Source organism: Thalassomonas actiniarum (assembly GCF_000948975.2).
Taxonomy (GTDB): Bacteria; Pseudomonadota; Gammaproteobacteria; order Enterobacterales; family Alteromonadaceae; genus Thalassomonas; species Thalassomonas actiniarum.
Genome location: NZ_CP059735.1, coordinates 1,444,546 through 1,456,538, shown reverse-complemented (window position 1 = coordinate 1,456,538; position 11,993 = coordinate 1,444,546). Strand labels below are relative to the sequence as shown.

Sequence of the window (11,993 nt, the reverse complement as noted above, 5' to 3'; positions counted from 1 at the left end):
TTATCCTAGTTACCATGAAGTAATTTCATACCTTGTGCTTTGGTTTTTAACAGATGATTTTTTAACAGCGGATAACATAATTCACGGAACCATTTATGCTCGGGATCCTGATGATACCTGGCATGCCATAACAAATAATACTGATGCGCTTTACTCTCAAACGGCAAGGCCGCCAACTGTAAGTCGTAAAGAGCGACAAAATCGGCGGCAATATGCAAAGGTATAGTCAACACGGTATCTGTGGTAAGCAATAATTCAATCGCCGACTGAAAGAAAGGCACCTTGGCATATATTTTTCTTTGTTTGCCCAGGGCAAGTAACGCCAAATCAACCGGGCTGTCCTTATCCCCTCCCCCGGTGATGATGATATGCCTGGCAGCAACATAATTATCAAGGGTGGTTAATTTATTTTTACCGGCATAACTTCGGCTCATCAGCATCACCAGGCTGTCTTCCGCCATTTTTTTTCCGTACAGGTTTTCCGGAATGGTTTCGGTAATGGTGGAAACCAAATCAAGCGGACGCTGCGATAACTGGCTTAACCAGTCTTTTTGCCATAACTGGTATTCAACCGAGGCATTAGGGGCCTGTGATGCCAGGGTTTTAAAAATACCGGGCAGGATAAACTGGGCGACATAATCACTGGAAGCCAGCGAGAAATTACGCTGGCATTGGGCAAAATCCATCACTGCCGGCCGATAGAGTTCATCAAGCTGTTGCAGCAACAGCGGTAATTGCTGCTTAAGCTCTTCCCCCCGCCTGGTCAGCACAAACTGGTTTGCTTCCCGGATCAGAATATTGTCATGAAAAGCCAGGCGGATCTGACTTAAGGTCTTACTCATGGCAGACTGAGTTACATGCAAGGCTTTTGCCGACTCGGTCAGGTTGCGGGTTTGCAATAAAGAAATTAATGCCGGTAATAATTTGTAGTTATTCAAGGCTTTGCACCAGAGTAATCAAGATATCCCGCATCTTAACTTATCCGCTTTCCCCCTGCAAAAACGATACAGAGTAAATAACTGTAATGCCGGAAAACGGCTGCTGTAGATTATTTATTTTAATTCTTCGGCCTTTTTCTTTACTATGATATCAAGATAACTTAGCTAAGCAGGTTCTCTATTTGCCATTAACTCCTTTGTTGTTGATTATTACCCTAGTGCTCAGCACATCCCAATTTCCAGTTTTGGCAGAAGAAAGTCTCCCTCCGCCACTTGTCAGCTATGTTGAAAATGGCACAGTGGTCAATATCACGGGAGAAATAACAACCGACGGTTATCGCTTTAACTCCCGCTCAAAGAAAACGGTTAATTTAGCCACTTTACAATGGCCGCCTTATATAGGGGAGAACCTGTGCAACAAAGGCTGGGTATTTCAATATGCGGTAGCTTTACTGGTGCAAAAAGGTTATCAGGTTAATATTCACTTTTATCCCTGGGCGCGGGCGGTCAGGTTGGTTGAACTTGGCGCCATGGATATTTTATTTCCCGAATATTTTATTGAAAGCAATGCCCCCTCAGACAATATCAAAGGAACAAGCAGGCGAGACCTGCTTGAGCTAAGCAAGCCATATCCGGGAGGGGAAATCAGCTTCTTAAAACGTAAAGCAGAGCAAGACAAGTTCCAGGGTAAATTAAAAAACCTGGTCGGCGAAAAAATAGGTGTGGTAAGGGGTTATCAAAATACCCCAGAGTTCGACGCCATGATGGATGCCGGCTTATTCGATATCATTGAAACCGTCGATGATTTACAGTTAATGAAAATGCTGGCCGCCAAGCGGGTAAATTTGATCATAGGCGACCCTTTAGTCTTGCGTCACACCGTAAAACACTCAAGTTTACCCCAACAGGATAAAGCATTGATCTTGCAGGAGACCGCCAATGTCTTACCTTCACTGCAATACAACCATCTTTATTTTGCCGTCAGTAAAAAAGCAGAAGACTGGCAGCAACTCCTGGCTGACTTAAACCTGGGGATAACAGCGTTTGCACAGTCAGGTGAAACCAGGCGTATCATTAGCAACGGTAGTCATTGTTTTTAAAACAAACGATTCCAACCACACCGACAAAATGAATGTTTTTTGCTCTAAAGCAGGCAATCCACTTTTCAAAGTGGTAAAATAACCACCGAAAACAGAGCAAAAACCAACCGACAAAAATTTGACTTACCATTAACATCTCACTTTAATCATTAGCGGAAAGCCTCCAACTTATCCTCAATACAAGCTTTAACTGCATAGCGCAGAGCAAATCCATTTTACCGGCATAAATATTGCTTAAATAATCGAACAGTTAATTATTACTGTTTATCAATTGTAAAAAATAAGGACCAATTCATGAAAATAAAATATTTACCATTTGCCAAAGCGGCGAAAACAACGGTAGCGGCAACAGTTTTATCCATGTGCAGTATGGTTAACCTGGCCCAAGCAGGTATTATCAATACCAACAACGATAGCTTCATTGATGAGAGCACAAATTTAGAGTGGCTGGATTTTAATATAACTACCAACCAATCATACAATGAGGTGGTTGAAAACCTTGATAGCGGCGGTCTCTATAATGGCTGGCGATTGCCAACAACAGAAGAAGTACACACACTGTTTTACAATGCTTTTTTTGATATTGGCGATTCCTGGCGAGACTATTCAGATAATGATGTTCCTTATATACAGGCTAAAGCCAAAAACGATGAAAATATAAATGGCTTGCTGGCTGAATCAAGCTTCCAACAACTTTTTTCAACTATGGGATTTTCAGAGATAAATGAAGGCACTGAAAAAGATGTAACTCAGGGATTATATGAAGATAGTTCAGGAAACCTCGCCTATTTTCAGTTTCTAAATTTTAAAACAACTGAAAACGTAGATAGTGCAACTTTAATGTGGGGGAGAGGCACAGCAACCGATAAACATAGAACCTTGGGAGGAGAAAACCTTAGCACTATGTTAGTTCGTGGTGCATCAGAAGAAGTGCCGGAACCTTCAACCCTTGCAATTTTCGCCTTGGGAGTTATGGGATTAGGTTTGCGTCGATTTAAGAAAAACTAACCCGCCAATACCCTTTCCTTAATCACAAATAAAAATCAAAGCAGTGAATTTTCTCCTGCTTTGATCAGAATACTCAACAGATGTGAATGGATTTCGATATCAGCAACCAGTACAGCTAAAATGAAGTCTGTAGCATACCTGATGCTGACGCTCTCTATGAAGGTTCGCCCTGACCAGCAAAAATAACCTGAATGCTGACGAGCACTACTTTGTTTATAGCACTTTGCTCGTGCGTGATGCGCCCTTAACCGAAATAGAAGTTCCCAAGCCTCGCTTTTTAGTCATTTCATCTTGGGGATGCAGGAATATAAGCCATCATTTTCAGAAAAATGAAACAAAAAAGCCTGCAATTTCTTGCAGGCTTTTCTTACTCTTAGTGAGATATGGTGCCCAGACCCGGAATCGAACCAGGGACACGAGGATTTTCAATCCTCTGCTCTACCGACTGAGCTATCTGGGCACATATTCAACAGTTTACACTTAAGACAATGGCCTTAAGTCGTTGAAAGTGCGCGTATGATATAGGTATTCTTTTCCGCCCGCAAGCCATTTTTATTATTTTTTTCCTATTTGCTTTTTACTGTTTTCCCCTGACAAAAAACGTTTGATTTTCAAACAAAGCGAGGTAGATTAATAACCAGTTCAAGTAATCATTCAATTATTTAGAACGTTTTGTATGAATTATTATGCTTTTATTCGATTTTGTTATCAGTATTATAACCAGCAGATATTTCAAGACGAACGAAAAGTCATGTACAAGAATACAACTCAAGGTTACGGCCGGATAACAAAACTGCTTCACTGGCTCTCGGCTATCGTGATTTTTGCTTTATTTGGCCTGGGTTTCTGGATGGTTGACTTAACTTATTACAGTGAGTGGTATAAAACCGCGCCCCACTGGCATAAGAGTATCGGAATTTTATTATTTGTCGCCACCGTTTTACGGCTGGTATGGCGAAAAATTAATGTAAAACCCGATGCCATAGACACCCATTCGGCTGTAGTACGTAAAAGCGCCCATATTGCCCATTTTATGCTTTATGGTTTGCTCCTGGTGTTGATGTGCAGCGGTTATCTAATTTCTACCGCCGATGGCAGAGCCATTAGCGTATTTAACTGGATTGATGTGCCTGCTTTAGGAGAATTGTTTAGTAATCAGGAAGATATTTCAGGTCTTGTCCATGAATATGTGGCTTACATCTTAATATCAACAGCTGTATTACATGCACTTGCAGCAATTAAACATCATGTAATTGACAAAGATGCGACGTTAACGCGCATGTTTAAATAATTTTACTTTTTGGAGAATATTCAATGAAAAAACGTTTAATCTCGGCTGCTATTTTAGCTGCCAGCCTGGTAACTTCAGCCAACGCTGCTGATTATGTTGTTGACGATAAAGGCGCACATGCGGCAATCAATTTCAAAGTAAAACACTTAGGCTACAGCTGGTTAACCGGCCGTTTCAATGTTTTCGACGGCAAGTTTTCATACGATGAAAAAAATATCGAATCATCAAAGATTTCGATCAACATCGATCCTAACAGCATAGATTCAAACCACGCAGAGCGTGACAAGCACCTGCGCTCAGGCGACTTCCTGGATGTCAGCAAATTCAAAACGGCAAAGTTTGAAAGCACCAAGATTGTCGATAAAGGCAATGGCAAACTGGCCATTACCGGTGACTTCACCATGCACGGCGTGACTAAATCAATCGTGATCGATGCTGAAAAAATTGGCGCCGGTGATGATCCTTGGGGCGGCTACCGCGCAGGTTTCAGCGGTACAACTAAAATAGCTATGAAAGATTTCGGCTTTAAAATGGACTTCGGTGATGTTTTATTAGACCTTCACGTTGAAGGCATTCGCCAGTAAAACCCGCTAGCTATTCATCTCTTTTTCCGCCAGCTACGCCGATTCGACGTAGCTGGTTTTTTTATGCCACAAAGAAAGGGTGAATATAGGGGTAACTTAGCTAGAGATAGTTGAAGGTTACAGAGCCGATAAATTACAACTCGAAATCACTGAAATCCATATCATTTTCAATTGCCAGTTGATTGTCCTGAGCCGTTTGCTTTTCCCTGCTTTTGTCATGAGCGTTATTTTCCGGTAAAGCACTTTTACTTATCTCTTGCTCAGACTTATTGCGATTAAGATTTGAGCTATCAAGATCAGCGTTATCCGGAGGATCGAGTAAGGAGTGCTGTACAATAACCACTTCTTCAGCAGGCATTTTAGGTTTATTGGCATTATCCCGGCGCCTTTTTCTTTGCCGGCACCTTTTGATCACCTTTTGCCGGTCAGCGCAACTTAAGCTTAACCAGCCCTGACGTTCCTCCCGGGTGCGCATACAACCCAGACAGTAACCTTTATCATCTGTCTGACACACGCCGATACAGGGGCTGGGAACATCAAAAAACTCAAGTTGCATATTTATAGTGCTGTTCAAGAATAAAAAAACGCCGATAAGAAAAGTATACCTTATCGACGTTTTATTTAAAGATGATTAACCTCAGCCTATCCGGGGATTTATCCCCCGGATTAAAGCTTGAGATATTAAGCTAACTTATCAGTGGCAATATGATAATCGGGATCTTCAATGACATTCACTTCCACCAGATTGCCTGCTTTTTTCATCAGCTGACGGCACTCTGGGCTTAAATGTCTTAAGTGCATGGTTTTATTCCGCGACAAATATCTTTCCGCCAAAGTGTCTATGGCTTCAATCGCAGAATGATCGGCAACACGGGCATTTTTAAATTCGACAATAACATCATCGCTGTCCTTATCCATTTCAAACTGCTCTAAAAAGTTGCTGACAGAGCCGAAAAATAACGGACCGTTAACTTCGTATACCGTTGAACCTTTGTCATCAACCGTGCGGTTAACAATAATATGTTTGGCATGCTCCCAGGCAAATACCAGCGCGGAAACGATAACCCCGACCACTACCGCTATCGCTAAGTCGGTGGCCACGGTAACGCCCGATACCAGGATGATCACGAAAGCATCGGCTTTTGGCACCTTGTTAAGGATACGGAAGCTTGACCATTCGAAGGTACCGATCACAACAATAAACATGACGCCGACAAGGGCTGCCAGCGGTATTTGTTCAATCAAGCCGGAAGCAAACAAAATAAAGCAAAGTAAAGCTAATGCCGCTGTGATACCGGATGCCCGGCCACGACCGCCGGAGTTAACATTGATCATCGACTGGCCGATCATGGCACAACCGCCCATACCGCCAAAGAACCCGGTAGTGGTGTTGGCGACCCCCTGGGCAATACATTCACGGTTACCGCGTCCGCGGGTTCCGGTCAGTTCATCAATCAGGGTCAGGGTTAATAGTGATTCAATCAAACCGATTGCGGCAAGTACCAGGGCAAAAGGTAAGATAATTTTAAAAGTTTCCAGGTTGAAAGGTACCTGGGGAATAGCAAACTCGGGTAAACCGCCGGCTATTGAAGCCGCCGGATCATTGGTCATGTCACGGACAAAGTCAACTACAGTACGGGCATCTAAGCCTAAACTCTGTACCAATACCGTCACCACCACAATAGCCACCAGTGAAGAAGGCACGGCTTTGGTTAATTTCGGCAAAAAGTGAATAATCGCCATAGTCAACACAATCAAGCCGGCCATGGTAAACAACTGACTGCCCTGCATCCACACCAGCTCACCGGCATCATTGGTGACTTTAAACTGACCCAGCTGAGCCAGGAAAATAACGATTGCCAGGCCATTAACAAAACCGAGCATCACCGGGTGCGGCACCAGGCGGATAAACTTACCGAGTTTAAACACCCCCGCCAATATTTGAATTACCCCGGTAAGCACCACAGTGGCAAACAGGTATTCAACCCCGTGTATCGCAACCAGGCTCACCATAACAACGGCCATGGCACCGGTAGCACCGGAGATCATTCCCGGACGACCACCTATGGCGGCGGTGATCAAACCCACCATAAAGGCGGCATATAACCCCACCAGGGGCTCAACACCGGCCACAAAGGCAAAGGCTACCGCTTCGGGAACCAAAGCAAGGGCAACGGTAAGGCCCGAGAGAACATCGTTCTTCAGGTTAGATACTTTACTTGCATGTAATTCAAACATCACTATCTCATGTAATTTAAAAGTACAAGGTACTATAGGTGAAAAACGACTGATTATCCGGCTGAGCAGCGATTAAACCTGGCAACAGGATAACAGACAGCCTCGCCTCTATTTTTTAATAACCTTAAGAATAGGCTAGTAAAGTAAATAGAGGTATTAAAGGCTTGTTTTCGGGTTTTTAGAGGGCGGGAATACTATAGGCTGTCATGAGTAAAGTCAATAACAGCTTAATAATACAACAACAGTGAAAACAGCGTAAAGCATTGATAGTTAAGAGTTTGCTGTCTCTCTGCTTAATAAAAACTCTTTGATTTCGTCACGGGAGCCTAAAATATGCTGTTTCAATACGGCAATGGCTTTTTCCGTTTGTTTTTCTTTACAAAGCATATAGAGTTCATTATGTTCTGATTCGGCTTTTGAAATACCACCGGCCCATAACAAGTGCATACGGATATAACGATCGGCATTTTTATTTAAGGTATTCACCAGATCTTGGGTTTGCGGACGTTTAGCGCCGGAATACAAGCAATTATGGTAATTTGAATTAAGCTCGCTCCAGGTATTAACCGCATTTTCCTTGCCCAGCGCCTGCCCCAGCTGGTGCAATAAGACCCCCGCCTGCTCCAGTGTTTCTTCGGTTAAATTAGGAATAGAAGCCGCCAGTAAATCCGACTCTAGCATTGCCCTGAGCTCAAACAGCTCATCTACCTGCTCGACATTGAGCTCGGTAGCCGTGGCGCCCTTATGGGGCTCAAAAACAACTAAGCCTTCCCCTTCCAATTGCAATAATGCTTCGCGCACGGGAATACGGCTAACATTTAATTCCTCAGCTAAGGCCGCCTGACGTAATGGCTGCCCGGCTTTAATTTCACCACTGAGTATTTTTTCTCTGAGGGTTTCAACCACCAGCTGTGTTCTTGTTTTATATACTATGGTCATAATTACTTTCCTAAAATTGCACAGGGCATTATATACCCAAGCAAGTGCAAAATGCAGCCAGACATTGCACAATTAACCTTTATTGAGCAAGTTAATGCTCTTTCTCACTCACTCTGTGTTAGCGCAATCCCCCGCCTGCTGTTATTATGCATGGGTATAGCAAAGCGTATCAATTTGGAAGTTTTACTGTGGAAGTTATCCTAATATTGGCAGTTCTTGCCCTTGGGGCATTGGCCTGGCTTATATATCAACTGTTGAGAGCCAAAAAGTTTACCCGGTTTAAGCAAACCTTAGAGCAGGAAATCAAGCCTAAGGTGGTCCAGCACATCATAGATGAATTAAATGAAACCAGAAGCGAGCTTTTTCCTAATAATGAAGCCCATCAGCAAGCGACTATCTACTACTGGTGCCAGTATAAAAGCAGGATTTTACAGGCGGCCCTTAACCGTGAAATTATTGATGAAAGCTGGTTAAAACAATCGGGCAACTGGCGCAACAGTCAGCATTTGTTTCATGTTGAAGCCCATGTCTTATTCACAGGAAAAAGCGCCCAATAAAGGAATAATACGGCCAGGAGTAGAAAACACCTGCTCAAACGTTATCAAGAGATACAAGAGTCTGGCAATAAATAACTCATATCACAGCACATAACCTTTACGCTCTCTCCGGCCATTCTGCAACAGCACTTATGGTTGATCAAAAAACGCATGCCAGGCATGCGTTTTTTGTCTGCTTGAAAAGCGATTAATCAATTCTTTTAAACTGAAGGTCCCAGACACCATGTCCCAAGCGCTGACCGCGGTTCTCAAACTTGGTTAAAGGCCTTGAATCAGGACGGGGCACATAATCTTTCGTTTGTGAAAGATTCTGGTAACCCGGGGCGCTGCTCATGTCTTCAAGCATACACTCGGCATAATTTTCCCAATCGGTTGCCATATGAAAAACACCACCCACTTTTAGCTTCTGGCGTATGGTTTCAACAAATTCAGGCTGAACGATACGGCGCTTATGGTGTTTTTTCTTATGCCAGGGATCCGGGAAAAACAGCTGTACTGTGGTTAACACGCTATCGGGAATACAGTCGGCGAGAATTTCAATGGCGTCATGCTCGTAAACCTTCAGGTTGGTTACTTCTTGCTCCTGTGCCAAAGCAATACAAGCGCCAACACCGGGACGATGCACCTCAATACCGATGAAATTTAATTCAGGGGCATTTTTGGCCATTTCCACCAAGGACTTACCCATGCCGAAACCGATTTCCAGCACAACCGGATTGTCATTCGCAAACAAAGCCTTGGGATCTATCATACCATCGCTATGATTAAGTCCCATAGTATCCCAGTGTAACTCCAGTGCCCTGCCCTGCGCATTTGTTAACCGGCCTTCGCGCTTAACAAAACTGCGAACCTTACGAATATACTTACCTTCCTGCTCGGCCTGCTCTACTGTTTTATGCCTGTTTTTGCTCTCAGGTTGTTGTGCTTTTTCCGTCATAACGCTTCATGAATGATAAATTTTGGGGGCGGTATTATCCGGGTTTCTTGAACGAAACTCAAATGTTCCGGACATAAAAAATGCCTCAGGATTACTCCGCCCACCAAACATCATAAAGTTCACTGACGGAAACTGATTCAACACCATTGTTATTTAACCAGTTTTCAACGGTGGTTCTGTGCTCTTCGGTGCATTTGCCCAATTTTTGCGTACAAATTAAACCATGCCAGATCAAGTCTCCCTCACCGCCAAAACCTAAACCATTAGGCTCGATAACCTCGGCAAAGAATTTATCAATAAAACTGTCGATGGCTTCACTATCTGTGCCTTCTTTTAATTTCCAGGCAACATCAAAACCTAATTCCTGAAATTCATCGACATGTAACTTTTTACGCAGGCGACGGTTACGGTTCTTTGCATTGACCTTCATGCTGTTTCTCCAAAAGATATTCACTTTTTTTCAAAACGAGAGCATAGAGGGAAAACAACACTTTGCCAAGGAAAATCAGGCAATAGCGACGACTAAGATTGTGAGGGGGTTTTAATTTGGTTACACTGCCCCCGTTATGACAAATGAAATTACCCTATCGGCCAAATCGGCCCAGTTATTTAGCCGGCAAGTACTTGACTGGTATCAGCGCCAGGGCAGAAAGCACCTGCCCTGGCAACAAAATAAAACCCCATATCGCGTGTGGATATCTGAGGTTATGCTGCAGCAAACCCAGGTAACCACGGTTATCCCTTATTACCAGAGATTTATGGAGAGTTTTCCGACCATAACGGCATTAGCCCAGGCTGATGAAGATGCGGTATTACATCACTGGACCGGCCTGGGTTATTACGCCCGCGCCCGTAACCTGCATAAAGCAGCAAAAATAGTTGCCGAGCAGTATCAGGGGAAATTTCCCGAAACAATAGAAGAAGTAGTGGCCCTGCCCGGCATCGGCCTTTCCACCGCCGGCGCCATTCTCTCCCTGGCACTGAACAAGCACCATGCGATATTAGACGGTAATGTAAAACGAGTCTTAGCCAGGTGTTATACCATAGACGGTTACAACGGCCAGGCAAGTTATGAAAAGAAACTCTGGCCGGTAAGCGAAGCGCTAACGCCAAAAGAAGGGGTGGCGCAATTTAACCAGGCGATGATGGATATCGGCTCGCTTATATGCACCCGCTCCAAACCAGATTGTGAAAATTGCCCGCTGGTATCCGGCTGTCTGGCCTATGCCGGAAATGAACAGGCCAATTATCCGCAAAAGAAACCCAAGAAAAAAATCCCGGAAAAATCCACTATTATGGTGATCCCCAGGATAGAACACAGGGTATTAATGGAAAAACGCCCCCCCGCAGGTATCTGGGGAGGCCTGTGGTGTTTTCTTGAGGTTTCCCATATGGATGAATTGCCGCAATTAATGCAATCATTAAACCTGGAAATAAAGACCAGCCAGGAATTAACCCCGTTTCGTCATACCTTCAGCCATTTTCATTTGGATATTCAGCCGCTGGTGGTGGATTGCCAACAGCTTTTGGCACAAGAAATCAACGAAAATTGCCAGCAACAATGGTATGATCTACACGCACAGGCGTCGGTTGGCTTTGCCGCCTCAACACAAAAGTTAATTACCCTGCTAGAGCCCTAAAAAGCTGAACGATAAAAGCAGAGCGATAACGAAATCACATTTAGTACAAACAGAAGAGACATTATTATGAGCCGCACAGTTTTTTGCCAAAACCTCCAAAAAGAAGATCAGGGCCTGGACTTTCAACTTTATCCGGGTGAGATCGGTAAACGTATCTTTGACAACATAGGTAAAGAAGCCTGGGGAAACTGGCAGAAAAAACAAACCATGCTGATCAATGAAAAGAAAATGAACATGATGAACCCGGATGACCGCGCCTTTTTAGAAAAGGCCATGGTTGAATATTTGTTTGAAGGCAAAGAGCCGGAAATCGAAGGTTATACTCCACCCGAGAAGTAGGCAGTAAAATAAATGGCATTCGTACTCGCATTCGACTGGAAAGTGTTCCTGACCATTTTCGCCTCGGTGTTTATTGCCGAACTGGGGGATAAAACCCAGCTGGCGACTATGCTGTTTGCCACCGATAAAGATGTCAGCAAGTGGATGGTGTTTGCCTCCGCATCCTGCGCTTTAGTGGTGGCAAGTGCCTTTGGCGTATTGGCAGGCACTTTTTTATCCGGTTATATCAATGAAAAAATACTCGCCTATATCGCGGGAGGCAGTTTTATTGTGATTGGCCTCTACACCATATATAGCGCCTAATCCCCTTGTGTCCGTGTTTTTGCTTTTAAAAGCAGCGAAGCGCTGAAAAAATCAGCGAACAAACATTTTTTGAAAAAAAACAGTTGACGGAAAAAAGGAAAAACAGTTTAATAGCGCCC

At 43.8% G+C, this 11,993-nt stretch carries 14 protein-coding genes and 1 tRNA gene; 8 read left to right on the top strand and 7 right to left on the bottom strand.

The window, feature by feature from the left end; genetic code table 11:
• Nucleotides 1-5: 5 nt before the first annotated feature.
• Nucleotides 6-938 carry a LysR family transcriptional regulator gene (locus SG35_RS06485; RefSeq protein ID WP_044835362.1) on the bottom strand — a complete coding sequence of 311 codons (933 nt, stop codon included), beginning with the start codon at nucleotides 936-938 and terminating at the stop codon, nucleotides 6-8.
• Between the two features lie 245 nt (nucleotides 939-1,183).
• Between SG35_RS06485 and SG35_RS06480 the strand changes: the two genes are divergently transcribed.
• Nucleotides 1,184-2,038 carry a substrate-binding periplasmic protein gene (locus tag SG35_RS06480; protein WP_420794561.1) on the top strand — a complete coding sequence of 285 codons (855 nt, stop codon included), beginning with the start codon at nucleotides 1,184-1,186 and terminating at the stop codon, nucleotides 2,036-2,038.
• A gap of 294 nt (nucleotides 2,039-2,332) precedes the next feature.
• Nucleotides 2,333-3,046: a PEP-CTERM sorting domain-containing protein gene (locus tag SG35_RS06475; RefSeq protein ID WP_044835361.1), complete on the top strand. Its 714-nt coding sequence runs from the start codon at nucleotides 2,333-2,335 to the stop codon at nucleotides 3,044-3,046.
• A 384-nt stretch (nucleotides 3,047-3,430) separates the two neighbouring features.
• Here SG35_RS06475 and SG35_RS06470 read toward each other — a convergent pair.
• A tRNA-Phe gene (locus tag SG35_RS06470) sits at nucleotides 3,431-3,506 on the bottom strand.
• Nucleotides 3,507-3,797: 291 nt separating this feature from the next.
• Here SG35_RS06470 and SG35_RS06465 point away from each other — a divergent pair.
• Both SG35_RS06465 and SG35_RS06460 read left to right on the top strand, forming a co-directional pair.
• Nucleotides 3,798-4,337 carry a cytochrome b gene (locus SG35_RS06465; RefSeq protein WP_044835360.1) on the top strand — a complete coding sequence of 180 codons (540 nt, stop codon included), beginning with the start codon at nucleotides 3,798-3,800 and terminating at the stop codon, nucleotides 4,335-4,337.
• A gap of 23 nt (nucleotides 4,338-4,360) precedes the next feature.
• Entirely contained in the window at nucleotides 4,361-4,921 is a 561-nt protein-coding gene (locus tag SG35_RS06460; protein ID WP_044835359.1) for a YceI family protein, read from the top strand.
• A 133-nt stretch (nucleotides 4,922-5,054) separates the two neighbouring features.
• Here SG35_RS06460 and SG35_RS32075 read toward each other — a convergent pair whose 3' ends face one another.
• From SG35_RS32075 to SG35_RS06445, 3 genes are all read right to left on the bottom strand, one after another.
• A complete protein-coding gene (locus SG35_RS32075) occupies nucleotides 5,055-5,477 on the bottom strand; it encodes a DUF1289 domain-containing protein (protein ID WP_063888688.1) in 423 nt (140 codons plus the stop codon).
• Between the two features lie 125 nt (nucleotides 5,478-5,602).
• The gene (locus tag SG35_RS06450; protein ID WP_044835358.1) at nucleotides 5,603-7,159 is read right to left on the bottom strand and encodes a SulP family inorganic anion transporter; all 1,557 of its coding nucleotides are present in this window, start codon (nucleotides 7,157-7,159) and stop codon (nucleotides 5,603-5,605) included.
• A 270-nt stretch (nucleotides 7,160-7,429) separates the two neighbouring features.
• Nucleotides 7,430-8,098 (bottom strand): GntR family transcriptional regulator, encoded by a 669-nt coding sequence (locus SG35_RS06445; protein ID WP_044835357.1) that lies wholly within the window; start codon nucleotides 8,096-8,098, stop codon nucleotides 7,430-7,432.
• A gap of 188 nt (nucleotides 8,099-8,286) precedes the next feature.
• Between SG35_RS06445 and SG35_RS06440 the strand changes: the two genes are divergently transcribed.
• Nucleotides 8,287-8,655 (top strand): hypothetical protein, encoded by a 369-nt coding sequence (locus SG35_RS06440; protein WP_236702691.1) that lies wholly within the window; start codon nucleotides 8,287-8,289, stop codon nucleotides 8,653-8,655.
• Nucleotides 8,656-8,842: 187 nt separating this feature from the next.
• Here the strand turns inward: SG35_RS06440 and trmB are convergent, their stop codons facing one another.
• Nucleotides 8,843-9,592 carry a tRNA (guanosine(46)-N7)-methyltransferase TrmB gene (trmB, locus tag SG35_RS06435; RefSeq protein ID WP_044835356.1) on the bottom strand — a complete coding sequence of 250 codons (750 nt, stop codon included), beginning with the start codon at nucleotides 9,590-9,592 and terminating at the stop codon, nucleotides 8,843-8,845.
• A 91-nt stretch (nucleotides 9,593-9,683) separates the two neighbouring features.
• Nucleotides 9,684-10,022 carry a YggL family protein gene (locus SG35_RS06430; RefSeq protein ID WP_044835355.1) on the bottom strand — a complete coding sequence of 113 codons (339 nt, stop codon included), beginning with the start codon at nucleotides 10,020-10,022 and terminating at the stop codon, nucleotides 9,684-9,686.
• 136 nt (nucleotides 10,023-10,158) lie between these two features.
• Here SG35_RS06430 and mutY point away from each other — a divergent pair, with 136 nt between their 5' ends.
• The 3 genes from mutY to SG35_RS06415 all read left to right on the top strand — a co-directional run bounded on the left by mutY (nucleotide 10,159) and on the right by SG35_RS06415 (nucleotide 11,874).
• Complete coding sequence (gene mutY / locus SG35_RS06425) at nucleotides 10,159-11,232, top strand: A/G-specific adenine glycosylase (protein WP_044835354.1); 1,074 nt, start codon at nucleotides 10,159-10,161, stop codon at nucleotides 11,230-11,232.
• 66 nt (nucleotides 11,233-11,298) lie between these two features.
• A complete protein-coding gene (locus SG35_RS06420) occupies nucleotides 11,299-11,571 on the top strand; it encodes an oxidative damage protection protein (protein ID WP_044835353.1) in 273 nt (90 codons plus the stop codon).
• A gap of 12 nt (nucleotides 11,572-11,583) precedes the next feature.
• On the top strand, nucleotides 11,584-11,874 hold the full coding sequence (locus tag SG35_RS06415; RefSeq protein WP_044835352.1) for a TMEM165/GDT1 family protein: 291 nt from the start codon (nucleotides 11,584-11,586) through the stop codon (nucleotides 11,872-11,874).
• Nucleotides 11,875-11,993 lie beyond the last annotated feature (119 nt).